We start from the raw sequence: 23,519 nt of genomic DNA on the forward strand, positions 1-23,519 counted from the left end.
ATGAAAAACTCACTTAGAGATAAGATCATTGAAATTGAAGGTACAGTTTTTCCTTCTAAAACATATACATCAATGGTACTTGAACCAGCTTATAATGAGGCAAAACATCAATTGCTTGATTCAATGATTGAAATTCACAATGCCCATTTAATCATGTTAGTCGAACAAGGGCTTGTAGGAAAAGAAGAGGCAAAAAAAATTGCTGTGGCAGTTTCCCACCTTGATCAAGATGAAATTCAAAAGAGAAGCTATACAGGCGAATTTGAGGATTTATTTTTTGAAGTTGAGCATGCATTGATTGAAGATGCAGGAGACATTGCAGGAAACCTTCATATTGCTCGGAGCCGCAATGATATGGGGATTGCCATCTATCGAATGACATTACGTAAAAAGCTTCTTCCTTTAATAGAAAAGGCTTTAAAGCTCCGCGAAGCTCTTATCGAAATGACCGATGAACATAAAGAAACAATTATGATTGGGTACACACACACGCAACAGGCGCAACCAACAACATTAGCCCATTATTTAAATGCAATGACCGATATGTTAACTCGTGATATAGTTCGACTTCAAGCTGCTTATAAAACCGTAAACCGCAGCAGTATGGGGGCAGCAGCACTCACAACTTCTGGTTTTGCAATTAACAGAGAGCGGATGAAGGATTTACTAGGTTTTGAGGATATGATTGATAATGCCTGGGATGCTGTCGCAGGTGCCGACTATATCGCAGAAACAGCGACTGCTGTTCAATTATCAGCCTTGAATCTCGGACGGTCTATGCAAGATTTCTTATTATGGGGAACACAGGAATATGGCGTTTTTCTTCTTTCTGCTCCATATGTACAGATCAGTTCAATCATGCCGCAAAAGCGAAACCCTGTTTCGATTGAACACATGAGAGCACTTTTATCCAGTGTAGCGGGTGATTGTCAAACAGTATTATTAATGGTTCATAACACCCCATTCGGAGACATTGTCGATACTGAAGATGACATGCAGCCATACATCTGGAAAGCCATTGAAAGACTCGGTGGCATTTATGAGTTGTTGACTTCTGTCTTACTTACAATGGAAGTAAATAAAGAAACCCTTCTCAAACGGGCAAGTGAAAGCTTTGCGAATGTAACGGAATTAGCGGATACAATTGTACGTAGTGACGGTCTATCCTTTCGCCAAGCACATCATGTTGTAAGTTCTACAGTTAAAGAGCTTACAAATCAAGGCAAAACATCGTTAGAATCATTAACAATAGACTTATTAAATGAGAAATCTAGAAAGATAGTTGGGAAGGAATCTACCTTAACAGCAGAAGAATTAAAGCAAGTGTTAAGTCCAGAGTATTTTGTTAAAATCCGCGATTTAGAGGGTGGACCAAGTCCAAGTAGAATGGAAAAAACAATTAAAACACGCTTAACTGAACAAGAAGAACTTTCAGCTTGGTTAGATGAAAAACAAGAACATCTTAACAAATCCGCGGCTAACGTTTCAAGCTTCATAACAGATTGGACTGGAGCCAATGAATAAGAATACCATCGAACTGCTTGCGGTCGATGGGGGTGGAACAAAAACACTTGCGGTCCTAGTTGATGCAAATGGAACCATTCTTGGTGAAGGAAGAGCTGGTGCCACAAATTATCATGTAGCAGGGGCTATCAGAGTAAAAGAAGCACTAGAAAAAGCCATACTTGCTGCCTTTATGGATGCAGGGATTAATCCGAGTAGTGTGGTGAAAAAAGCTGTATTTGCGCTTGCCGGTATTGATACGGACAACGATGAAAAAGAAGTCTCCAGAGTTGTAAAGGAAACGGTTATCGGGTTGCCAATTAAGATTGAGAGATTAGTAGTAGAAAATGATTGTCTTTCTGCCCTTTTAGGCTCGACCCAAAACAAAGCTGGCGTCCTCTTAATTGCAGGAACAGGCTCTATCGTTTTTGCTCATGATGGCAATAATCGAATTGTCCGTTCCGGTGGATGGGGCCACCGATTTGGCGATGAAGGGAGTGGTTATTGGATTGGCAAACAAGCCATTGAATCCGTTCTGAAAATGCAAGATGGCCGTGGAGAAAATACACTGTTAGCCAAGTTAGTATTGGAGAAATTTGATTTTACAAAAATTGAAGAACTTTATAATTGGGCTTATAGTGATGCATATTCAGTTGATGACGTGGGGGCCATTGCAACGACAGTCGATGAGGCATTTCGGTTGGGGGATCCAGTAAGTAAACGGATATTAGAGCGTGCTGCAGAGGAATTGCTGCTTCTCCTACATACTGCAATTGAAAATGCAGGCATCCAACAGAGCGAAATTGATTTGATTTTACAAGGTGGCGTTTTTCAACATAACCACTACATAAAAAATCAAGTTCGTAACAGGATTCAGCTTAGTTTTCCAAAAGTAAACATGATAACCACAACTGAAGAACCCATTCAAAGCATAATCAAGCGTGGGTTGAAGTTGAAATAGATTTCACCCCATTAAATGTCCTCTTTCAAACTACCGGTTAGGCAGTTCGAAAGAGGACATTTTAAATATTTCATTCAAAATAAACTAAAAAAGCTGATTTAAGTGCTGAAATATGTAGAATTGGTCTGTATAGAAACAGAAATGTTTACGGAACCATCTAGGGTGTTTAAACTATAAAAGTCGTCATTTTTGAACTCTGGATGGTGTTATTCATGTTAAAAGCTTATTCTTGGCTAACTTTTTGCGTAGTAGTATGGGGCAGCAATTTTATATTTGGAAAAATTTTAGTATTAGATTTCTCACCAGCACTATTAACGATGTTAAGGCTTATGTTTATTGTTATTTTTTTGATTGGATTAACCTTATTTAAAAAACACTTTAAACTGCTAAGAAAATCAGATTTTCTTTCTGTTTTTTTTCTAGGGGTAATCGGTGTATTTATAAACCAATGGTCTTTTTTTAAAGGATTGCAAACAGCGGATCCAACCACATCTGCGTTAATTTTAGCAACTACGCCCATTTTAACAAGTATATTAGCTGGCATATTTTTAAAAGAAAAATTAACAAAGCGCATGTTCATAGGGTCGATTGTTGCTATCATAGGTATTTATTTTGTTGTAACAAAAGGAACTTTTTCAACAATTCAAGTGGACAAAGGCCTTGTTTGGATTGTTGTAACGATGATAACATTTGCGATTATGATTATTATGACAAGGCTTTTATCCAACAGAACAGACCCACTGACTATTACGTTATATTCAAATTTAGTAGGACTATTTGTAGCAATTCCATTTGCTTTTTTACTGGACTCACCTTTACGAATAGGCCAAGACTTTTCTGATTGGGCTTTATTGATCGGTACGGCCGTTGTGGTACATGGTATCGCTAATCTGATTTGGAATAATTATATAAGATTTGTCGATGCCTCAAAGGCATCCATTTTATCAAATCTAGAACCCTTTGTAGCCATGATAATGGGATTAATAATTTTATACAAACCAATAACTGGTGCAGAAATGGTGGGATCACTTTTTATAGTCGGTGGAGTCCTATTATCAACGTATCAGAGAAAAGTGCCAGCAACGTCCCAAGGGAGTTGATATCTGATTTCTTACACGGATATAAGGACCCCCTTCTTGTAAAAAAAGGGGTCCATATTACTTTAAGATTCGTCTGTTGTTTGTGCTTGAAGTGTAGATTGTGCTTGACTTATTAGTGTTTGAATTTGAGCAATCTCCTGTGAAGCTGATTTTAAAGCTTCGTTTGCTAAAATTTGGTTTGCGGCTGACTGTTCAATTGCCGAAGTAATCATGTCCTTTGCAATTGAAGCTTGAGCTTCTGCTTGTTTTAATTTATTTGTATCAAGTTGATTTGCCATATTACCGCCTCCTACATTTTTGTTGTTATAATGACAACGGTAATATTTTACCTAAATCGATTTTTTATATTGGTTGAATTAATTGTTAAAATAAATTTAGTTAAGAGCGGGAATATTAGTTTTCAAATGCTCATTTCTGATGAAAAAAATATCACCTCTTATTTATAAGAAAAGAGGTGAGGCGTGAATAGGAAATTTAACATTCTATATTTTGGGAATTATGGTAGACTCCCAGTTTATTACTTCTTTTTTATAGTCTAATAAAATTTTTCTAAATTCCTGTATCGGGATCTCCATTTTAATTGTCATATTGATAAGTTCATCCTCTGCTTTATTACTTTCCTGATTTGCCAGTTCTATTACCATATCGGAATCTGGGGACAACTCAGGCATCTCCCTCACATCAGAAGTAATTTCTTTCTGACCATTGATTAATTCGCTATAAAAAATTTCCCACTGCTCAAATAATTTTTGAGCTGTTTGATATTCATCAATTTCCGCTTTCCTATTCGTCTGTAATTTCTCTTTCAATTCACTACATGACATTTCCCACTCTTCTAAGCTCTTCAAATCAAATAATTTTAAAAACCTTGGTTTCTTCCTTTCCCAGTGAAAATAAATGTTACTACACCATTCCAATAACTCCTCATGGTATTGTTTTTCTTCCACAATGTCCATATAACTCCATCTCCCTGTCCTTTACTTAAATATCCAAGAATTGGCGCGAGCAAAAGGTGAAACATCGACTATTAAATGGTTTTATTAAAATATCTCATTTAGTGATTTCACTAATTTGATAAACACAATTTCATCATATGTTCCATTATTGTCCTATGACTAGACGTTTTACCCAAACATAAATACCGTGAAAGTAGAGTTACATTCTATTACCATTATTTTTCAGATTCCATGTGCACAGACTAGTAGTTAATCCACCTGCTAAAATGGTTATAGCTGAAAGTAAGAATGTATCACTAGAAACCAATACCCCTCCAAGACAAATAACAAAAACGTCAATAATTAGAATAATGATTCCTACATTCATTTTCACGATCTCTGATAAGAACTGGGCTAATAAATCTGTCCCACCAGTACTTGTTTCAAAGCGAAGCATAATCCCAATACCAAAACCAATCAAGACACCACCTGTAAACGAGCTAAGTATAGGAGAAATATGTAAACGGAGTTGATTTAAGTTATGAAACAGGTCAATGAAAAATGAGGAAAGAAACATACCGTGCAAACTGTTAAAAAAATAAGAGCGATACTTAAACCAAGAGATAATAAAGATAGGAATACTTAATATCATAATCGTGAACCCAGCATTGGTATGAAATAAATAACTAATAATTAGACCTAAACCAATAATCCCACCATCTAAAACCCTGTTTGGTATTAAAAAAGTATTGATTCCGATTGCAATTGTTATACTGCCTATAAGGATAGCAGCTGCTTTTATAAAGAATGACATCGAATTAGAACTCTCCTGTCTAAATGGACATGTACTATTTATATGCAAAAAATATACCATTATGGACAACTTTTATAACCAGTACCTAGGTATTTTTTTCCTTTAATATTCACAGAATAGAAAAGGAGAGAGATATTCTGTTGAGGAGGGGTATTCTAATGAAAAAAATAATATTCTATCTGATTGTATTAAGCATTGCCGCAATCCTAAGCGCATGTAATCAAAACGATCAGACTAATACACCTGATGAGAATGAACAGGTGAATGAGACAGAGGAACAAATTGATAACAATACAGATGAAGCGACTCAGGAAGAAGAAAATAATGAAGTTGATGAAAATGAGCAAGGTACCGAAAATAGTGTAACACCGACAAACGAAGATAAAGTCTACCAGAACAAAATCTTCAAAGATGTAAAAGTGTCTGAGACGGATAATGAATTCGTATTTACTGGTAAAGCTCAAGTATTTGAAGGTGTTTTTGATTATGCAGTTTATGATGGTGAGGAAAAGCTAGTAGAAAACAACTATCAAACAGTAGGTGCACCATCTTGGGGTGACTTTGAAATTCCGATTGAGAAAGAATTAATAGCAAATGCAAAAAATGAAGCCAGGTTTGAACTGTTTGTTTATTCCGCTAAAGATGGTTCGAAAGAGAATGTATTAACGATACCACTGACAAATAAATAGATTAACCCGAAGGCTGACTCGATGCAGAGTCAGCTTTTTTATATAGGCTCTTTTCTAAAAGATTGTTGCTTTTTGTTAATAAATTGCAAACCAAGTTGATTGGAGCGTAAGGTGGCGACTCCTCGAAAATGTATTCACATTTTCTTCGTGCGTGGGTTATTTCAAAGAAGTAAATTCAATGTCCTGCGGGAAAAGCGTGAGACTTGAGACCCCGCAGGAGCGGTAGCGACTTGTCCAGTTGTAGCGGCTAGAAACTCGAGAAATTTCAACTCCTCCTTCAGAGGCAAATTACGCCTCTTTGTCGGAGTGGCCAATTTTCTCGTTTCTGTGCAAGCCGCCTCCACATTTCGTTGAGGAGGCTCAAGCCACGCCCGCGGAAAGCGTCCACCTGAAGCGGAAGTCAACGATATAAAAACAACAAAGTTTGCGAAAACAGCCTTTATATAAATGCTCAATCTTGCGGACATTACGTTATCCTTTCCGCTAATTTCCGAAATCAGCACCTTCCGATTCCTCTAATTTACGGTAGATAGCTTTTTCCTAAAAGCACTATAATTAATATGAAAATTATAAAAATTATGATTTCTAAATGAAAAATTTACATATCGGAGGGTTTGCCATGAAATTTAACCAAATTGGCGTAATTGGTTCAGGAACTATGGGAGGGGCAATTGCTCATCAAGCAGCAATTTGCGGATTCGAGGTAGTGCTCGTAGATGTCGAACAAAGATTTCTAGATAGTGCACAAGCACGCATGGAAAAATTAATGAATCGTTCCATAAGCAAAGGGAAATTAACCGAAGATGATAAATCAGCAATTCTTTCAAGAATAATACTAACGACTAACATGTCTGATGTGAGAGACTGTGATGTCGTCATCGAAGCTATCATTGAAGATTTAGATACGAAGAAGGAAATATTTAAGCAGTTGGATGAAATTTTAATGCCTGATTCGTTGATTGCATCCAATACTTCCTCAATGTCGATCACTGAACTTGCGAGTGTTACAAACAGACCTGAACAAGTAGCGGGAATGCATTTTTTCAATCCACCACAGGTAATGAAATTAGTAGAAGTTATTAGAGGCTATAGAACGAGTGACGAAACTGTAAGCGTATTCAAAGAGTTGGCAATCGCGATGAAAAAAGAGCCAATTGAAGTAAAAAAAGATGTACCAGGATTTATTGTCAATCGAATCATGATTCCTCAATTTATTGAAGCAATCCGCTTAGTGGAAGAAGGAGTTGCAACTCCAGAAGACATTGATAAGGCTGTTACATTAGGGCTGAATTACCCAATGGGGCCGTTTACCCTTCAAGACTATGCTGGGGTTGATATTGGGCTTCATGTTATGGATTATTTTTACGAAGAATTCAAGGATCAACGATTTGCAGCACCACTTACATTGCGTAATTTAGTTCGCGCAGGCCGAGTTGGGAAGAAAGCTGGTGCAGGCTGGTACGACTATTAACTTTACTCAGCGGAGTTCCCAACTATTATAAGTGGTTGGATGAATTCAATAAGCTTAACAATTAAGTGGATTTTCAACACTAGGCTGACTAAAGTTAAGCCTCTGGCAGATGCCACAGATTTTAAAAGGAAATTTTTCGAGCAAGCACGAAAAAATCTGGGCGCAAATACGCCAAGGCGTATTTGATTCTTATAATACGAAAGGTTGTGTTATGTAACAATGGATACAGTTCAATATCTTTCAAATGATAAACATATCGGGATCGTCTATTTAAATCGTCCACCATACAATCCGTTAAGTAGCCAAGTATATAATGAGTTATTCACTTTATTCGAGGAACTTGAAAAGGATTCAGAGGTTCGCGCCATTATTCTTACAGGAAAGGGCGATCGCGCTTTTGCCGCAGGTGCTGATATTAATGAAATGGTCAACTTAAATGGAGCCGACATGATGGAGATGTCAAGAATCTCTCGTCTTGCTTATGACAAAGTTGAATCTATTTCAAAGCCGGTAATTGCTGCGGTAAATGGGCTTGCTTTAGGTGGTGGCTGTGAATTAGCACTTGCTTGTGATTTCCGAATCGGCTCACCAACGACAAAATTTGGATTACCTGAAATTAATTTAGGCATTATCCCTGGTGGGGGTGGAACACAACGTCTTCCACGTTTAATCGGCCAAGCCAAAGCGAAAGAATTGCTCTATTTCGGTGAAATGATTGATGCTGAAAAAGCACTCGAAGTGGGCTTAATCAATAAGGTAGTAGAATCAGAGCGTGTACTAGAAGAAGCGATTGAATGGGCTGAAAAATTAGCCCAAAAGCCACGGATTGCAATGAAAATGCTAAAGACTTCTATTAACCGAGGGACAGAGGTGGATTTACAGGTAGCCTTAGACCTTGAAACTGCTTGTTTCGGAAATGCCTTTGCAAGCGAAGATCGTGTTGAAGGAATGAATTCTTTTGTAGAAAAGAGAAAGCCACAATTTGTTGGAAGGTAAGGTGAAGTATATTGAGCAAAGAAATTGTTGTCATTGATGGTGCACGTACTGCTTTTACAGAATTCGGGGGATCATTTCGTGATGTATCAGCGATTGACCTTGCCGTGCATACAGCAAAGGAAGCAATACGAAGGTCATCAATCCAGCCGGAAGAAGTGGATCAGGTAGTAATCGGAAATGTTATTCAATCCAGTACTGACGCCATTTATATGGCAAGACATGTCGGGTTAAAATCAGGTATTCCTGAGCATGTGCCAGGATTGACGGTCAATCGACTTTGTGGCTCAGGCTTACAAGCCATCGTTAGCGCTGCGCAATCTATTAAACTAGGAGACTCAAATGTTAGCATTGCGGGTGGTACAGAAAATATGAGCCAGGTTCCACATATTGTTCGTGGTGCTAGATGGGGCTTACCACTCGGAAAAGCGCCAATGGAGGATTACTTATGGGAAGCTCTCTATGATCCCTATGGGAAATGCTCAATGGCCATTACAGCGGAAAACCTAGCTGAAAAATATGAGATTTCAAGAGAACAAATTGATGAGTTTGCCTCACAAAGTCATAAGCGTGCATTAGTAGCACAAGAAAAAGGTTTTTTTGCAAAGGAAATTGTACCGGTAACGGTGAAAGTAAGAAAAAGTGAAAAGGTAATCGATCAAGATGAACATCCACGTGATACACCAACTGATGTTTTAAATCGATTACCAGCTAGATTTAAAGAAAACGGTGTAGTTACGGCTGGGAATGCAAGTGGCATTAATGACGGCGCAGCGACGATGGTCGTCACTTCAAGTGAATATGCTGAAAAATCAGATCTAAAACCTTTAGCAAGATTGGTTTCATGGGGAATAGTTGGCGTTGCGCCAAATTACATGGGAATCGGACCTGCTCCAGCAATTCGACAAGCATTAGAGCGTGCAAATATGAGAGTTGAGGATTTGGATTTGATTGAAATCAATGAAGCTTTTGCTGCTCAATATCTTGCTTGCCAAAAGGAACTAGGCTTTGACCCGAGCATTGGGAATGTCAATGGTGGTGCGGTAGCATTAGGTCATCCACTTGGAGCAAGTGGTGCAAGAATCAGTTTATCGCTCATTTACGAGCTTAAGAGAAGAAATAAAAAATACGGCGCATCTGCATTATGTATCGGTGGGGGCCAAGGAATCGCGGCGATTTGGGAAGTCTTGTAGTCTTAATCAGTCGGGGCTTCAGCCCTGACTGATTAAAGGAAATTTTAGTTATTGGGGTGAATTACATGAAAAAAGAATTAAGCAAACTTAGTGTTTCAGAGCTTTTAGAAAACGTTTGCAAAAAGGATCCTCATCACGAAGTTTCATACGATGGTTATACACGGCTGTCCTATCAGGAGTTATGGGAGAAGTCTATTAATCTAGCAGCCTCACTACAAGAAATCGGCATTACAAAGGGAGATAAAATTGCGGTTTGCTTACCAAATTGGAATGAATTTGTCGTAATTTATATGGCTGTCTCTCATCTTGGAGGCATCATCGTTCCTTTCAATACTCGTTACCGACAAGATGAAGTTGAGTACATTTTACGTAATTCTGAAGCTAAGATTGCCTTTTTTACCGAAGAATTTGGTGGAGTCAAGCATTATGAACAATTTACGTTAGCTATCCAACATGTCACAAGTCTTGAAAGACTCATTACAGTTCGGTGCGTGAAAGATGGCCATATGAGTTATGAGCAATTACTTGAAAGAGTTGACGATCATCCTTTTTCCCCTGTCCCAATCGATTCGGAGGATGATATTTTCTGTATCTTGTATACTTCAGGGTCCACAGGAGCTCCAAAAGGGGCGATGCTTACCCATAGTAATTTTGTGAACACCGCGATTATTACCGCTGAAGAGATGAAGTGTACCGAAGAGGATGTCTTTTATGTAGCTGTACCACTTTTCCATGTATTTGGTATGGTGCCAAGCATTCTAAGTACGATTGCTGTAGGAGCACGAATGGTCTTGGCAGAAAAATATAATGCCAAAGAAGCGTTGAAAACCACTCAAAATGAAAGAATCACAGTAAAGCATGGCGTACCAACAATGTTCATTTTAGAGCTTAATCATGCTGAGTTCAAAAATTATGACCTGTCATCTTTAAGAACAGGTATTATCGCAGCGGCTCCGTGTCCTGTAGAGATTGTTAAGCGAATTCGTACGGATATGGGCTGTGATATCGTTGTTTGTTACGGTTTAAGCGAGACATCACCTACCCTTACGATGACTGCTTTTGATGATGACGACCAAATTCGTGCCGAAACGGTTGGAAAGGTACTGCCAGGTGCCGAAGTGAAAATAGTTAACGAATTTAAGGAAGATGTTGGTCTTAATGAAGTTGGAGAAATAGCTTGTCGTGGTTTCGGGATCATGAAGGGCTACTACAATATGCCTGAAAAAACGAGGGAAGCATTGGATGAGGATGGATGGTTTTATTCCGGTGACCTAGGCACATTAGACGAGCAAGGAAACCTAAGAATTGTTGGACGAAAAAAAGAAATGATCATTCGTGGTGGCTACAATATTTATCCAAGAGAAGTAGAAGAAGTTTTCTATACACACCCGGATGTAATGGAAGTGGCCATCGTTGGACTCCCTGACACGGTATTAGGGGAAATTTCTTGTGCTTGCGTAAAAATCAAACCAAATACTTCACCAAGTGTTAAGGAACTTTTGGAGTTCATAAGACCAAAAGTTGCTGACTATAAAGTCCCAGATAAGTTACTGATTATAGATGAGTTTCCGATGACAGCAAGCGGGAAAATTAGAAAAATATCTCTTCAGGATCAATTAAAAGAAAAATTGGGGGCCGAATTAAGATGAGAAAAAAATCTTGGGTGTGGTCATTTCTGGTCATTTGTTTAACTTTATTTGTTATCGCAGGCTGCAGTGGAGGTTCAAAACAAACTGATGGAGAAATCAGTGGAGGCGATGCGAAGTCGAGTGGGGAATCCTCAGATACGATTAAAATCGGTGTCATCGTTGCAGATACTGGTCCAGCATCTGCGTTAGGTAAACCTGAGGCAGATGTTGCTAGATTACTAAACAAACAACTAAAAGACAAAGATTTTAATGGGAAAAAGGTCGAGCTTATCATCGAGGATTATGAAACAGATGATACAAATGCCGTTGTACTTATGAAAAAAATGATTTCAGAACATAATGTTACAGCTGTAGTAGGAGGAACTCAAACCAGTACGAGTGTGGCACTGATGGGTGTAGCTGCTGAAAATAAAATTCCGCTCGTTGCGCTAGGTGTACTGAATGATGACCAATTAAATGAATACACGGTTCAAGCGCCTCAAAGCAACGAAACAGTACTTCAAAATGTAATTGATTATTTAAAAGATAACAATATTGATAGTGTTGCTTGGATCAATGCAAGGGACGGCTTTGGTCAAACTGGACTTCCTGTCTTTGAAGGGATGGCAAAAGAAAATGGTATTGAAATTGTTGCAAAGGAAGATTTTGATGCTGAAGCTACTGATATGACTGTCCAGTTAACGAAAATAAAGCCTAAAAATCCAGGTGCTATCATTATTTGGTCACGTCCCCCTGGAGCAGGAATTATTGCCAAAAACTACTCACAATTGGGCATTGATGTTCCTATGATTCAAAGCCATGCTGTAAGTAATCAAGGTTTCTTAGATCAAGTTGGAGCAGATGGGCTTGGAGTATTGGTGCTTGGAAGTAAATTAAATGTTCTTGATTCATTAGAAGATAACGAACAAACTCAGCTCTTTAAAGACTTTGCTGAACCATTTATGGAAGAGTACGATTATAATCCAGGTCCATTTGGCGGCTATGCGTATGATGGGATTCAAATGGTGTTACAAGCTATTTCCGAAGGTAATACCGATTCCGAATCTATTAAGAAATATTTAGAAACAATCTCTTATAAAGGTGTTACAGGGACGTATAATCTTTCACCAGAAAATCGTAATGGTGTTGAGGGTGATGGTATGGCCATCCTTAAGGTTGGGGATAACGGCTGGGAAATAGAATAGAATCTTAGATAATCAATTGAAGCATGTATGATGTGAGTCATGCATGCTTTCTAAGTTCTTTTGATAAAGGAGGGTTACGATGGATGCCGTTATTCAATATTTGATTACAGGTTTAACGACTGGAAGTATCTATGCATTAATCGCAATCGGGTTCGTAACAATTTACAATGTGACAGGTATTATTAATTTCGCACAAGGTGAGTTCGCAATGCTTGGTGCGATGTTTTGCATCACTTTTTCAAGTCTAGGCTTACCGATTTATGTTGCTATTCTGTTAGCCGTTTTGTGTACAGCATTGATCGGATTTGCTGTTGAGAAACTCGCAATTGCTCCAACGAAAAATGCAAGTTTTATAAACTTAATCATCATAACAGTAGGTTTATCCATGGTTCTTAAAGCAATCGGACTATTTGCTTGGGGGACATATCCAAAGTCTCTACCTGCATTTTCAGCCAACAATCCGATTCAAATTATGGGAGCTGTACTAATGCCACAGAGCATTTGGGTCATATGTACGCTATTTTTCTTACTAGCACTTCTTTATATCTTCTTTGAAAAAACAATTACCGGATCTGCGTTAAAAGCCTGTGTTGTAAATCCAGTAGCTGCAAGGCTAATGGGCATCAATACCTCTTCCATGTCTACATTGGCATTTGTTTTAAGTGCGGCTGTAGGAGCGATTGCTGGGATTGTCATTGCCCCTGTAACAGGTGCAACTTATGATATGGGATTAATGCTTGGATTAAAAGGTTTTATGGCGATGATTATCGGAGGAATGACGAAGGTTCCGGCGGTAGTAATTGCGGGCTTCTTAATTGGTATTATCGAATCTTTTTCAGCAGGATATATATCCACTTCATACAGCGATGCGATAAGTTTTGGAATTCTATTACTTGTTCTATTTGTTGCACCAAATGGAATTATGTCAAAAGTTATTGGGAATCGCGTGTGAGGAGAGGGGGATTGAAACATGTTGTATCCTAGTCGGACAAAACCATTGATTGTCATGCTTTCCACGATAATCGTACTTCCATTATTATTCAATAATTCTTATATGTTAAGTCTATTTATCCTGATTGGAATATATAGCATGGTTACAATTGGATTAAGTCTGCTTATGGGGTATGCAGGCCAAATATCACTTGGGCATGCTGCTTTCTTTGGATTAGGTGCTTATTTTACAGGAGTTTTAACGACAAGTTATCAAATGTCTTCATGGATTGCACTTATTGTTGGGGTACTAGTGACAGGTCTTCTAGCATTTGTTATCGGAATTCCTATATTAAAATTGAAAGAACATTTCTTAGCATTTGCAACTATTGGTGTCAATGTTATTGTATTTATTCTTTTGCTAGGACTAACCGACATTACCAAGGGTGCTGCTGGTTTATCTGGAATCCCAAAATTAAATCTTTTTGGGTTTGTTTTACAACAAGAGTTGAGCTTCTACTATTTTATTTGGGGAATTGTTGTTTTAATCGTCATCGTTTCCCTAAATATTGTACATTCCCATGTTGGAAGGGTGTTAAGAGGCATTCATGATAGTGAGATTGCAACAAAGTCATTAGGAATTAACGTAGCAAAGTTTAAACTTCATATTTTTGTATTAAGTGCCATTTTTGCAGCAGTTGCAGGAAGTATGTATGCTCATTTTATGAATTTTATTACACCATCTACTTTTCACATATTAGTCTCGATACAATTTCTAGTAATGGTAGTAGTAGGCGGTTCCCAATCTATTTGGGGTGCAATAGCTGGTGCTTTTTTAATGACGATGCTCGGTGAATGGGTGAAGGATTATCTTCCATTGTTATTTGATGTAAGTGGAGAAGTCGAAATTATTGTGTATGGTCTCGTCTTAATCCTTGTCGTTATGTTTATGCCAAAAGGACTTATCCCGACAGGTGCCAATCTTTACGAACGGGTTAAGGATAAAGTTCGTCCTGTAACAAGAAAGGAGGACGTTGTCGTAAATGAAAACAATCATCCTGCAGATTAATCATTTAACGAAACGATTCGGCGGAATTGTGGCAGTAAACGATGTCTCTTTCACAATGAATAAAGGAGAAATACTCGCTGTTATTGGTCCGAATGGTGCTGGGAAAACAACGTTATTTAATATGATCTCATCTGTTCTGCCTAGTACTAGTGGTGAGGTCTGGTTTTTGGGGGAAAAGTTAAATGGGTCACCGATTCATAGTTTAGCTTCTAAAGGAATTACTCGTACGTTTCAAAACCTTCAAATTTTTGACAACATGACTGTTCTTGAAAACGTAATGCTCGGTGTTCACCCTCAAATGAAAACGAATGTTTTTCTTGCGGCATTAAGAACCAAGGCGGTAAATAAAGATGATGAAATGGCAAAACAGCTTGCTGAAGAAGCTTTGGAAAAGGTAGGCATACTTGATCAAGCAGACCAAATTGCAGGAAATCTACCATATGGACTGCAAAAACTTTTAGAAATTGCACGTGCAATCGTTTCGAAACCAAAGCTTGTATTACTTGATGAGCCAATGGCAGGGCTTAATGACGGAGAAGCGGCAAAAGTTGCAGATATCCTACTCGACATGAAACAAGAAGGCTATTCATTTCTATTTGTGGAACATGACATGAATACAGTCATGAAAATTGCAGATAAAATTGTTGTAATTGACTTTGGAAATAAGATTGCTGAAGGAACACCAGATGAGATTAAGAAAAACCAAAAGGTAATAGCTGCTTATTTAGGGGAGGAAGTATTATGACACTCCGCACAACCAATCTTACTACCTATCATGGTAGAGTTAGAGGAATCGATGGAATCAATCTAGTAGTGAATCCTGGAGAAATCATATCGATCATCGGAGCGAATGGAGCAGGAAAAAGTACTTTGCTCGGAACGATTTCGGGTATCTACAAGCCAACTGAAGGTGAAGTCTTTTATAATGATATATCTTTAACGGGCGTGAAATCTCATAAAGTAGTCGAACAAGGAATTTCTCTTGTCCCTGAAGGGCGTCAAATCTTTTCAAATCTAACGGTTAAGGAAAATTTGGTTCTTGGAATGTATTTTAAATACCGAAAAGAAAAACAGATTATTACTACAAAGATAGACCGAATGATTGAGATGTTTCCAGGATTACAGAAGCATATGAATAGTATTGCAGGAACATTAAGTGGAGGAGAACAGCAAATGTTAGCCATTGCAAGGGCGTTAATGTCTGATCCAAAAGTGATCCTTCTAGATGAGCCTTCAATGGGATTAGCGCCTTTAATCGTAAAAGAAATCCTTGATATTATGAAGCAAATAAGGGATGAGTTTGGTGCAATGGTGATCTTAGTTGAACAAAATGTAAAAGCAGCCCTTAGTGTTGCTGATCGAGCATATGTGATGGACCGAGGCAAATTTGTCCTTGAAGGCAGAGCAGATGAATTAATCCAAAATCCACTCGTTCAATCCACATATTTAGGTTATACAGAGAAAGTCATATAATGTTTGTCAAAAAGGAGGATGAAATGAAAAGGACTGCGTCGGTAATTAGTCGAAGTTCCTATACATTATGTCATTTTCAACCGGCCTTTTTGATAACCTCATAAAAAAGGGTGATAAAAGTGAGCTTTATCGTAACAGAGGAACAGCAAACAATTAGAAGCTTTGCACGTGACATTGCAAAAAATCAAATTACACCTTTTGCACGGCAGTATGATGAGGAAGAAGAATTTCCGCTAGACATTCTAAGAAAACTACATGAGGTAGGTTTATCCAACCTAGCAATACCAGAGGAATATGGAGGGCCGGGCATTGATAAACTCTCACATGCTTTAATCGTTGAAGAAATTGCAAGAGCATGTGCGAGTGTTGCAACAAGCATAGAAGCAAACTCACTATCTTCATACCCAATTCTAGTGGGTGGAAGTGAAGAGCTTAAGAGAAAATATCTGCCCCAACTCACTAGGGAAGGAAAGTTTGCCTCGTTTGCCTTGACTGAACCAGGTGCAGGGAGTGATGTTAGCTCTTTAAAGACGACCGCAATCAGAAGTGGTGAGGAATACATCTTAAATGGTGAAAAATGTTTTATTACGAATGCAAGCTATGCTAACTTTTTTGTTGTGTTAACCAATGTAAAAGATAGTGGTTTTACAGCATTTGTCGTAGATCGAGATTCAGAAGGGTTACAGGTAGGTGTCAAAGAGAAAAAGCTTGGCTTACGAGCCTCAAATACAGCATCTGTCATTTTCGAAGATGTACGTGTTCCAGCATCGAATCGAATCGGTGCGGAAGGTGCCGGCTTAAAAATCTTTTTACAAGGGCTCATGATTGCTAGACCGATGGTAGGAGCTCAAGCAGTAGGAATTGCTCAAGCTGCCTATGAAGATGCCCTTTCTTATTCGAAGGATAGAACTCAATTCGGAAAACCAATTTCAAATCTACAGGCGATCCAATTCATGCTTGCGGATATGGCGATGAATATTGAAGCGGCAAGGCTCCTTGTTCATCAAGCTGTCCAGTTTTTACAATCGGGTACTCCATCCATCAAGCATGCTTCCTTTGCAAAGTGCTTTGCCTCTGATACCGCAATGAAAGTAGCAACAGATGCCGTACAAATTTTTGGTGGCTATGGATTTATTCGTGATTACCCAGTCGAGAAGTATTTTAGGGATGCAAAAATCATGCAAATCTATGAAGGAACGAATCAAATTCAGAGAGTTGTTATCGCTAAAGAAATACTTAAATAGGCCAATCTATATAAAATGAACGCTTTAAGAAGGAATTCGAATTATAAAGTGGAATGTATATAGAAAACAAAGGATAAGGTGGCGATTTTTTTGAAGCTAACGAGTGAACGAGAAAAGTTAATGAAGAAAATTGATACTCATTTACGAACGATGGCGCGCCACCTTGTTACATTTGACACGATTGAAGAAACACTAGATTACTTGCTAGAAGGGTTTTATAAGGAATATGCCTGTGATTTAGTGGGAGTCGTCCTCTATGAAAAAGGAAGGCTTGTCCCCAAAGTTTGGAAAGGAGAACAGTTCACAATCGATCAAACACTTCACTTAGATGTCAACGACTGCTCTCCAAAACTCCTGAAAAATGCAATTTGGTGGCAGAAGGATAAGCGTGAAGAGACTAAATGTGCCTTTCATACTGCCATCAAAAATGAAAACTTATCAACATGGTTTACAGTCCCCCTACATAACCTAAACGAAAGCTTTGGTCTTTGCGTAATAGGCTTTCGAGAATTTATTCCATTAATCATTGAAGCTGAACAAATTTTTACAGAGTTTGGTCATGATGTTGCATCCTCATTAATCATCGCGCGTGAGAAGGAAAGTCAAAAACGAAAAATGAAGGGAATCGAGTGGATTAAGGAGAATATCCTTCCAAACTCTTCAATCGAACATATCATCGAAAAAGTGGTGGAACGTGCATGTAAAGGGACCCAAGCAAATGGTGCATGCGTCTATTTATATGATGAAGAAAACACAAGCTTTGACCTTCATCCCCCATGGTATGGGCCAGTCGGACATCCAATTAAGATAAACATCCATTCAAATAAATCATTGGACTCCTATTTTCCATATGTTGAGGTATCAGGAGGAACAGAACTCACAGTTCCATTACTAGTTAATTTGAAGACGATTGGCGTTATTTATGTCACAACCGGTGGGGAAGGCTATTTTACGGATGAAGATCTGGAATTTTTGAAATTTGTTTCGGACTTCGTGTCCATGCAAATCGAAAACGCAAGACTTTATCGGTTTGAATACGAGAGTAAAAAAAATCTTGAGACCATCGTAGAGCATCAACAAGAATTAGTAAAAAAGACAGTAAAAGGTGCAGATTTAGTTGAGATCACAAATACAATTAGCGCCATGATTGATAGTACCGTATTTTTATATGATAGATTTATGAATCCAATTACCTCAAAGGTTAAACAGGAGGAAAAACACCTCCAAAATGAATACGAACATGAAATCACAAAGAAGAAAAGTGAAATTACAAAGCTTAGTATAGAAGATTTGACCTTTACAGTTAATGGCACAGACTTACATGTACTCCCCATTTTGCAGGGAAATAAAGCTTTAGGGTACATGATTGTGAGCTTATACAAGAAAAAAATGAACCGCCTTATTCGCCTTACGATTGACCATGTCTTAAATGTGTATGCAATTGAATTCATTAAGCAGAAACTCGTTCTAGATACAAAAGAACAGATACAAGAAGGATTCATCAATCAATTGTTCGCAGAAACCATTGAAAATCCAGAAAAGATTATCCAATATGCAACATTGACCAATTGGAATATACTTGAACCCCATACGGTTGTAGTAGGCTCTTTCTATGTAGCTGATGATGCAGGTGAGAATGTCGTTGCGGTTGAAGCGAAGAAATCAAGAGTATGGGACCAAATAAAGTCTGATTTATCTTTTCATTTTTCAAACATAATCTTCAGTCGTAAAAGTGATGATTTTATTATCATTGTTCAAACACCAAGCGAGAAAAACGTTTGGGAACGACTATATAAACTTCTATCAGATTCAGCAAAAAAAGAAAGGATAACGCCATATATCGGAATTGGTGGGAGTACAACCAAGCTAGAAGACTATAATGATAGTTTCATGAAGGCAACTAAAGCGAAAAATGTAATCATGAATCGTAATCCTGACGGAGGCTATGCATTATACGATGATCTCGGTGCCTACACCATTTTAAGTAATACGAGTGATTTTGCATCAGCCAAAATCTTTATCAAGAAAAACCTTGGTGCCTTGGTGCAGTATTCGAAAAAAAATAACGTCGATCTCTTTGGGACACTAAAAGTTTATCTACTTCATAATGGCAATGTAAGAGAGGCCTCTAATGCATTATTTATACATCGAAGCACTTTAGAATATAGAATTGACCGTATCTCTGAACTATTAGGTGTCGATTTAAATAATGCAGAAGTGCGGTTTGAGCTATTGATGGCATATAAGCTTTATAGTCTTTTTGATTTTGATTCAACTGAGTTACTATAATAAATTTTAATAAACGGTGACCAGACTGGTAAAACATTAAACGTTGCCATTCCCAATGTATGACTGGGTTTGGCAACGTTTTTAATAATGATTTAACTTAGGCTTGTTAATACAAGTTGCTATAATCGTTATTCTTCCTTAATTTGAAGTGGCTGTTCATTGTTTTGTTCCGACCCGAATGGATTCATTCCTCCTCTATCTCTGAAACCGCCCATCATTCCATGGGGATTTCCTTCCGTTACACCATCTTCGTTCAGATACGTCATAATCGAGGATAATGAAAATGAAGTGGATAATGTTCCTTTTTCATAATTTGCTTTTTGGTAATAACCATCAACGTTATCACCAGTTAAAGTACCACCCGTATGAATCGTATAGTTTTGATTTAATTCTATATCTGGTGTGCTAATGACAATTGATTGGAACTGCTTTTCTGGAGCAATGGCAAGTACGGTATTTCCATTTTCGTCTTCTACAAAGACTGTCGTATAGGATTTTTGAAATTCCGAATAGGTCATCATGATTGCATTTTGACTTGATCCATCCGAGCTCCCTTGGGCCATACCGCTACTTCCAGATGCAACAAGGATGCCTCCTTCAATATCAAAGGAATTATTATAATCTAGGGCTGCATTTCCATTATTGGTTGGACCATAGACAATAACAGTACCACCTGTCATCTTAATGGAAGTATTTGAATCAAGACCGTCACCATTGGCATTAACGAATAAATAGCCACCTTTGATTAACAATATTCCTTCATCGGTTGTCTCCGCTTGATTTTCACTTTCAGTAGAAACTGTTGTGTCTTGTTTTTCCTGTGTGTCAGTTGCTACTGGAGGATTCATGTTTCCAAAGCCAGCTGGCATGCCAAATTCGTCACTTCCGCCATTTATATTTATCCCATCATCTTCAGCAATAACGTGATAGTTTCCATCAGCTACTGTTATATTTGTTCCTTCTATCCCTTCTAAGCTTTTGTCAATGGAAAGCTCACCACCATTCAACACTACATTTTGGTCGCTATGAATACCGTCATCACCAGTGGATATTTTGGTTATACCACCTGAAATCAATACATCTTGATTACTATGGACAGCATCTTCTAGAGAGTCAATCTTTAAGTTCCCACCGGTAATAGTAATGGTAGTGCCAGCTTTTATCCCCTTGGCGCTAATCGTATCATCAGTGGATGCATTACTTTCTGTCCTTTCTGTAGGCCTAGCTTGTTTTGAAGGGCTACTCTGATCATTAGAAGTTCCTTGAGATGATTGATTATCACTAGAATCCCCAGGTTGAGGAGGGGGACCAGGCTGCGCTCCAGATTGAGGAGATCCCTCGGTTGGAGGAGTCGGTGGCTGGGGCATTTCCCCGTTTTTGTTATCAGGTGGATTGAAATAGGCCGGCATTTCCGGTCTCATACCATCACCCATCGGAAATTCCACATTCATAATCGTTTCTGGGCTTCCTCCACCAGCTGTAATAGAATACATACCATCGGTAACAACCACATTCTTTTCTGCTTGAATTCCGTCTCCGTCTGAAACAATCGTATAAGTGCCACTTTCAAGTACAATGTTACCTTTTGCTTTGTCTTCGACATTCGATGCCTTTAAGCCATCTCCACCAGCTTTAACGGTAATCGTAGCATCTTTTATTGCCAATACATCTCTACCGATCATTCCATCGTCTTTAGATGTTACCTTGAAGGTCCCACCAGTAATTAGTAAATCGTCATTACTTTTTACTGCGTCGTTGTAATTTCCATTCACAACCAATGATCCGGTTCCATTGATTGTTAGGTCATCCTTGCTATAAATTGTAGCGGATGGTTCATCCTTATCATTTTTTTCATAGACATACTCAGTGGCATCAGAAAGTATGTTTTCCGTGCCTTCTTCTAGCGAAATAATCGTTTTATCTGCTTGTTTAATATAAATCGGTGCACTTGTTGAAGAGTCTATGGTTGCTCCATTTAATACTAAACGGACATTTCCATGGTCCTCAGAATCGACGACAATTTGTCCATCATCAAGCGTGCCTGATAAGACATACGTTCCAGAAGTACGAATCAGAATCTGATTACCTCCCACAATCGCCCCATCCGGTCCATCGACTGTTGCTGTTTGCCCTTCTAGTTTAATCGAAGTGAATGGGTCATCTTGCCAACTTGTGTAGTAGTCACTATCTTTATATGAAACTAAATCAATGATTATCTCTTCCTGTTTTTTAATGGCTGTATCTGAATTACTCGTACAGCCACTGATTAAGATCGAGGAACCGAATAATAATGTAAAGAGAATCCTCATTTTATTCTTTAACATTTTCATTCACCCTTTACTAAGTGCAATTCTATTCCTTACTTGTACTTACTGTTTATGCGGTAAAATTGCCATCGTAACTTAGCATGACTGCTGATTGTATGCCCTTCAATTCTGAAATATCTGCTATTATTTTTGAATCATTGTTTTTAACACGAATCTCATAAGTGACTTCTGTTTCATAACCTTGCATAATAGATTTTGACTTTAATGAGTATTTTTTTGCATGTTTTTTAATAATTCGTTCTATTTCTTCGTTTGCTATTTCTTTACCATATTTCACAACTAAGAGATAAGGGTTTTCTACCTTGATCTTGTTAGCAAATAGAATGATAACTGCCCCAATTATGAGAGACCCTACAATTGCTAGTAAAATGAATCCTGCTCCACAAAGAATTCCAACAATCAGTGACCAGAATAAATAGACTAAATCCATTGGATCCTTAATCGGGGTACGAAAACGTACAATTGATAATGCACCAACCATCCCAAGTGATAAGAGTACATTTTGGCTAATACCAAGAATGACAAGGGATGTAGCCATCGACATAATAATGAGTGATATATTAAAAGAATGGGAGTAAATGACCCCATTGAAGGTTTTTTTATAGACCATATAAATGACTAAACCAAGTAATAATGCGAATCCGATACTTAAAATAGAATCTATAAAAGAAATTGAAGTGCTCTTTTCTAAAAAGCTTGACTTAAAAATATCTGAAAAAGTTGTGATATCCATTTTTTTCTCTCCTAATCTATCCATTTTATATAAGTATATTTTTTAATAACCAATATCCTTTATTGGCCATACATCCGACTTAATTGATATTTAGAGTAGGCTTCCTGTCTAGTGTCCGATAATTGCAGTAAGCATTTAATCACTTCTGGAATATATTCATCGTATTTTACCTCTAATATGACAAGGTTTGCTTCCAGGACATCAACCATCGGTAAATGCTTATTAAACATATCTGTGTTTTGTAAACTAGATTGTACCTTCATATCGAAAGTGACCCGGACATTGCCATAAGGATATGTAAATGCTTCCCGTTCATAATCTACCACGGTAAGAGGTCTAATGAGATGGTAGGCCATCTCTGCATGTAAATCCCGAATAAGTCCTCGTTCGTCATGTTCCATCCATTGAATATCACCACTACGAATTTTTTCATATTCATTCCGGGTGAGTGTACATTTTGATTTATATGTTAAGTTATTCCGTTTGCTTTTCCTTTCGAGATTGACCACATGATCGCTTAATCCGTAAATGCGTACACGATATTTATCCCGATTTAAAAAACCTTCTTTTTTTTCAATCAATATCTTGTTATCGAAGTTGTCAAAGTAGGTTGAACGAATGAGATATTTACCATCCGGCCCAGCATTCGGATCACCTCGCATAAAATGTAGTAGCTTCGTTCGCAATAAATAATACTCTGCCTTCGATATTGCATGTTTTAATTCTTTGCGTCCATTTGGATTAAAAGAAGTTTGGACTGGCATCACTTGGAGCCTCCTTCTGTTTATTAAAATTATGTGTAACCTTGAACAATGAAAAGTATATGTGGCTAATATGTCAGGTGTATGTCAAAAAAAATTTTTCGATCAACTTGATATTTATCCTTGTTTCTTCCTACATAAAGTGGGGCGGAGTTTTTTTTCAATTCCTAAATTCAATCCTATTTCATAAAGATACTCCCT

21 protein-coding genes are annotated in these 23,519 nt (G+C 38.0%); 15 read left to right on the top strand and 6 right to left on the bottom strand.

From position 1 onward, the window contains the following. The 3 genes from argH to ACR65M_RS07580 all read left to right on the top strand — a co-directional run bounded on the left by argH (position 1) and on the right by ACR65M_RS07580 (position 3,564). Positions 1 to 1,524 carry an argininosuccinate lyase gene (gene argH, locus ACR65M_RS07570; protein ID WP_440273026.1) on the top strand — a complete coding sequence of 508 codons (1,524 nt, stop codon included), beginning with the start codon at positions 1 to 3 and terminating at the stop codon, positions 1,522 to 1,524. Continuing rightward, a complete protein-coding gene (locus ACR65M_RS07575; protein ID WP_341330399.1) occupies positions 1,517 to 2,464 on the top strand; it encodes an N-acetylglucosamine kinase in 948 nt (315 codons plus the stop codon). The genes argH and ACR65M_RS07575 overlap by 8 nt, the downstream gene beginning before the upstream one ends. A gap of 212 nt (positions 2,465 to 2,676) precedes the next feature. Beyond that, entirely contained in the window at positions 2,677 to 3,564 is an 888-nt protein-coding gene (locus ACR65M_RS07580; RefSeq protein WP_341330400.1) for a DMT family transporter, read from the top strand. 62 nt (positions 3,565 to 3,626) lie between these two features. Here ACR65M_RS07580 and ACR65M_RS07585 read toward each other — a convergent pair whose 3' ends face one another. From ACR65M_RS07585 to ACR65M_RS07595, 3 genes are all read right to left on the bottom strand, one after another. Continuing rightward, on the bottom strand, positions 3,627 to 3,842 hold the full coding sequence (locus tag ACR65M_RS07585) for a hypothetical protein (protein ID WP_099361602.1): 216 nt from the start codon (positions 3,840 to 3,842) through the stop codon (positions 3,627 to 3,629). A gap of 204 nt (positions 3,843 to 4,046) precedes the next feature. Further along, the gene (locus ACR65M_RS07590; RefSeq protein WP_341330401.1) at positions 4,047 to 4,511 is read right to left on the bottom strand and encodes a hypothetical protein; all 465 of its coding nucleotides are present in this window, start codon (positions 4,509 to 4,511) and stop codon (positions 4,047 to 4,049) included. A gap of 208 nt (positions 4,512 to 4,719) precedes the next feature. Next, positions 4,720 to 5,313 (bottom strand): YitT family protein, encoded by a 594-nt coding sequence (locus tag ACR65M_RS07595; RefSeq protein ID WP_341330402.1) that lies wholly within the window; start codon positions 5,311 to 5,313, stop codon positions 4,720 to 4,722. A gap of 158 nt (positions 5,314 to 5,471) precedes the next feature. On the opposite strand from ACR65M_RS07595, the gene ACR65M_RS07600 reads away from it, so the two are divergent. The 12 genes from ACR65M_RS07600 to ACR65M_RS07655 all read left to right on the top strand — a co-directional run bounded on the left by ACR65M_RS07600 (position 5,472) and on the right by ACR65M_RS07655 (position 19,497). Continuing rightward, the gene (locus ACR65M_RS07600) at positions 5,472 to 6,002 is read left to right on the top strand and encodes a Gmad2 immunoglobulin-like domain-containing protein (RefSeq protein ID WP_440273009.1); all 531 of its coding nucleotides are present in this window, start codon (positions 5,472 to 5,474) and stop codon (positions 6,000 to 6,002) included. A gap of 619 nt (positions 6,003 to 6,621) precedes the next feature. After that, entirely contained in the window at positions 6,622 to 7,473 is an 852-nt protein-coding gene (locus tag ACR65M_RS07605) for a 3-hydroxyacyl-CoA dehydrogenase family protein (protein ID WP_341330404.1), read from the top strand. Between the two features lie 219 nt (positions 7,474 to 7,692). Beyond that, positions 7,693 to 8,469 (top strand): enoyl-CoA hydratase/isomerase family protein, encoded by a 777-nt coding sequence (locus tag ACR65M_RS07610; protein ID WP_341330405.1) that lies wholly within the window; start codon positions 7,693 to 7,695, stop codon positions 8,467 to 8,469. An 11-nt stretch (positions 8,470 to 8,480) separates the two neighbouring features. Next, the gene (locus ACR65M_RS07615; protein ID WP_440273010.1) at positions 8,481 to 9,659 is read left to right on the top strand and encodes an acetyl-CoA C-acetyltransferase; all 1,179 of its coding nucleotides are present in this window, start codon (positions 8,481 to 8,483) and stop codon (positions 9,657 to 9,659) included. Between the two features lie 65 nt (positions 9,660 to 9,724). Further along, a complete protein-coding gene (locus tag ACR65M_RS07620) occupies positions 9,725 to 11,308 on the top strand; it encodes an AMP-binding protein (RefSeq protein WP_341330407.1) in 1,584 nt (527 codons plus the stop codon). Then, on the top strand, positions 11,305 to 12,492 hold the full coding sequence (locus tag ACR65M_RS07625; RefSeq protein ID WP_440273011.1) for an ABC transporter substrate-binding protein: 1,188 nt from the start codon (positions 11,305 to 11,307) through the stop codon (positions 12,490 to 12,492). Before ACR65M_RS07620 ends, ACR65M_RS07625 begins: the two co-directional genes overlap by 4 nt. 79 nt (positions 12,493 to 12,571) lie before the next feature. Then, entirely contained in the window at positions 12,572 to 13,444 is an 873-nt protein-coding gene (locus ACR65M_RS07630) for a branched-chain amino acid ABC transporter permease (RefSeq protein ID WP_440273012.1), read from the top strand. 18 nt (positions 13,445 to 13,462) lie between these two features. Then, positions 13,463 to 14,491, top strand: coding sequence for a branched-chain amino acid ABC transporter permease (locus tag ACR65M_RS07635; RefSeq protein WP_440273013.1), 1,029 nt, complete (start codon positions 13,463 to 13,465; stop codon positions 14,489 to 14,491). Further along, the gene (locus ACR65M_RS07640) at positions 14,466 to 15,236 is read left to right on the top strand and encodes an ABC transporter ATP-binding protein (RefSeq protein ID WP_440273014.1); all 771 of its coding nucleotides are present in this window, start codon (positions 14,466 to 14,468) and stop codon (positions 15,234 to 15,236) included. The genes ACR65M_RS07635 and ACR65M_RS07640 overlap by 26 nt, the downstream gene beginning before the upstream one ends. Then, on the top strand, positions 15,233 to 15,964 hold the full coding sequence (locus ACR65M_RS07645; RefSeq protein WP_440273015.1) for an ABC transporter ATP-binding protein: 732 nt from the start codon (positions 15,233 to 15,235) through the stop codon (positions 15,962 to 15,964). The genes ACR65M_RS07640 and ACR65M_RS07645 overlap by 4 nt, the downstream gene beginning before the upstream one ends. Positions 15,965 to 16,083: 119 nt before the next feature. Beyond that, positions 16,084 to 17,208 carry an acyl-CoA dehydrogenase family protein gene (locus ACR65M_RS07650; RefSeq protein ID WP_440273016.1) on the top strand — a complete coding sequence of 375 codons (1,125 nt, stop codon included), beginning with the start codon at positions 16,084 to 16,086 and terminating at the stop codon, positions 17,206 to 17,208. 90 nt (positions 17,209 to 17,298) lie between these two features. Then, entirely contained in the window at positions 17,299 to 19,497 is a 2,199-nt protein-coding gene (locus ACR65M_RS07655; RefSeq protein WP_440273017.1) for a helix-turn-helix domain-containing protein, read from the top strand. A gap of 128 nt (positions 19,498 to 19,625) precedes the next feature. Here the strand turns inward: ACR65M_RS07655 and ACR65M_RS07660 are convergent, their stop codons facing one another. From ACR65M_RS07660 to ACR65M_RS07670, 3 genes are read right to left on the bottom strand one after another with little or no spacing between them, the layout of a single operon-like run. Next, entirely contained in the window at positions 19,626 to 21,821 is a 2,196-nt protein-coding gene (locus tag ACR65M_RS07660) for a carbohydrate-binding domain-containing protein (protein WP_440273018.1), read from the bottom strand. A 52-nt stretch (positions 21,822 to 21,873) separates the two neighbouring features. Beyond that, positions 21,874 to 22,557 carry a DUF4956 domain-containing protein gene (locus tag ACR65M_RS07665; protein WP_440273019.1) on the bottom strand — a complete coding sequence of 228 codons (684 nt, stop codon included), beginning with the start codon at positions 22,555 to 22,557 and terminating at the stop codon, positions 21,874 to 21,876. A 59-nt stretch (positions 22,558 to 22,616) separates the two neighbouring features. Further along, positions 22,617 to 23,321 (bottom strand): polyphosphate polymerase domain-containing protein, encoded by a 705-nt coding sequence (locus ACR65M_RS07670; RefSeq protein ID WP_440273020.1) that lies wholly within the window; start codon positions 23,319 to 23,321, stop codon positions 22,617 to 22,619. Between the last annotated feature and the right edge of the window lie 198 nt (positions 23,322 to 23,519).

This window comes from Ferdinandcohnia sp. SAFN-114, assembly GCF_059415045.1.

Bases quoted from the DNA above. Each gene is read 5' to 3' on its own strand.
- argH (WP_440273026.1), top strand. From the start codon at position 1: ATGAAAAACTCACTTAGAGATAAGATCATTGAAATTGAAGGTACAGTT.
- ACR65M_RS07575 (WP_341330399.1), top strand. From the start codon at position 1,517: ATGAATAAGAATACCATCGAACTGCTTGCGGTCGATGGGGGTGGAACA.
- ACR65M_RS07580 (WP_341330400.1), top strand. From the start codon at position 2,677: ATGTTAAAAGCTTATTCTTGGCTAACTTTTTGCGTAGTAGTATGGGGC.
- ACR65M_RS07585 (WP_099361602.1), bottom strand. From the start codon at position 3,842: ATGGCAAATCAACTTGATACAAATAAATTAAAACAAGCAGAAGCTCAA.
- ACR65M_RS07595 (WP_341330402.1), bottom strand. From the start codon at position 5,313: ATGTCATTCTTTATAAAAGCAGCTGCTATCCTTATAGGCAGTATAACA.
- ACR65M_RS07600 (WP_440273009.1), top strand. From the start codon at position 5,472: ATGAAAAAAATAATATTCTATCTGATTGTATTAAGCATTGCCGCAATC.
- ACR65M_RS07605 (WP_341330404.1), top strand. From the start codon at position 6,622: ATGAAATTTAACCAAATTGGCGTAATTGGTTCAGGAACTATGGGAGGG.
- ACR65M_RS07610 (WP_341330405.1), top strand. From the start codon at position 7,693: ATGGATACAGTTCAATATCTTTCAAATGATAAACATATCGGGATCGTC.
- ACR65M_RS07620 (WP_341330407.1), top strand. From the start codon at position 9,725: ATGAAAAAAGAATTAAGCAAACTTAGTGTTTCAGAGCTTTTAGAAAAC.
- ACR65M_RS07625 (WP_440273011.1), top strand. From the start codon at position 11,305: ATGAGAAAAAAATCTTGGGTGTGGTCATTTCTGGTCATTTGTTTAACT.
- ACR65M_RS07630 (WP_440273012.1), top strand. From the start codon at position 12,572: ATGGATGCCGTTATTCAATATTTGATTACAGGTTTAACGACTGGAAGT.
- ACR65M_RS07635 (WP_440273013.1), top strand. From the start codon at position 13,463: ATGTTGTATCCTAGTCGGACAAAACCATTGATTGTCATGCTTTCCACG.
- ACR65M_RS07640 (WP_440273014.1), top strand. From the start codon at position 14,466: ATGAAAACAATCATCCTGCAGATTAATCATTTAACGAAACGATTCGGC.
- ACR65M_RS07645 (WP_440273015.1), top strand. From the start codon at position 15,233: ATGACACTCCGCACAACCAATCTTACTACCTATCATGGTAGAGTTAGA.
- ACR65M_RS07660 (WP_440273018.1), bottom strand. From the start codon at position 21,821: ATGTTAAAGAATAAAATGAGGATTCTCTTTACATTATTATTCGGTTCC.
- ACR65M_RS07665 (WP_440273019.1), bottom strand. From the start codon at position 22,557: ATGGATATCACAACTTTTTCAGATATTTTTAAGTCAAGCTTTTTAGAA.
- ACR65M_RS07670 (WP_440273020.1), bottom strand. From the start codon at position 23,321: ATGCCAGTCCAAACTTCTTTTAATCCAAATGGACGCAAAGAATTAAAA.